The following is a 550-nucleotide window of genomic DNA, read 5'->3' as shown; positions in this document are numbered from 1 at the left end:
CAGCCGCCAGCTCAAACTGACGGATTACCAGCTGGCCCCGGCGGCCCCCAGCCTGCTGACGCGCCTGCACGGTTTGCGCTACCGGATCAGCTGCCGGCTGAAACAATTGCCGCGCCTTTTGGCCTTTTTTGCCAGTGAACTGGTTTTGGCGGAAAATCCCGCCGGGGACAACCAGGACAATCTGAATACCTACCGGGACTTGGGCGTGATCCACATTTTGAGCATCTCGGGGATGCACGTGGGCATTTATGTGTTCGTCTTGTCCGTGATCGGCAGCTGCCTGCACTTGACCAAAGAGGAAGTTTTCGCCTGCAGCTGCTGCCTGCTGGGGTTTGAGATCTTCCTGAGCGCCGGTCAGCCCGGCTTCATCCGGGCCAGCTTGAGCTACGTCTTTGCGGCGGGCCTGGCTTTCAAGCGGCGCAAAATCAGCCGGGCGGACCTGCTGGGGCTGACTTATTGCTGCCAGCAGCTCCTAGAGCCGCGGCTGCTGCTGGAAACAGGGGGGATGCTGACTTACGTGCTGGCCCTGGGGCTGGTGGTGACCGGGAAG

At 61.3% G+C, this 550-nt stretch carries 1 protein-coding gene; it reads left to right on the top strand.

Features of this window, described 5'->3' with window-relative positions; genetic code table 11:
• Nucleotides 1–550, top strand: a 550-nt coding sequence (locus lacNas_RS03640; RefSeq protein ID WP_201346604.1) for a ComEC/Rec2 family competence protein, incomplete at both ends; no start/stop codon positions are given.

The organism is Lactobacillus nasalidis, from assembly GCF_016587775.1.
GTDB classification, from domain to species: domain Bacteria; phylum Bacillota; class Bacilli; order Lactobacillales; family Lactobacillaceae; genus Lactobacillus; species Lactobacillus nasalidis.
The sequence above is the reverse complement of the archived record's forward strand: the minus strand, read 5'-3'. Positions and strand labels throughout refer to the sequence as shown.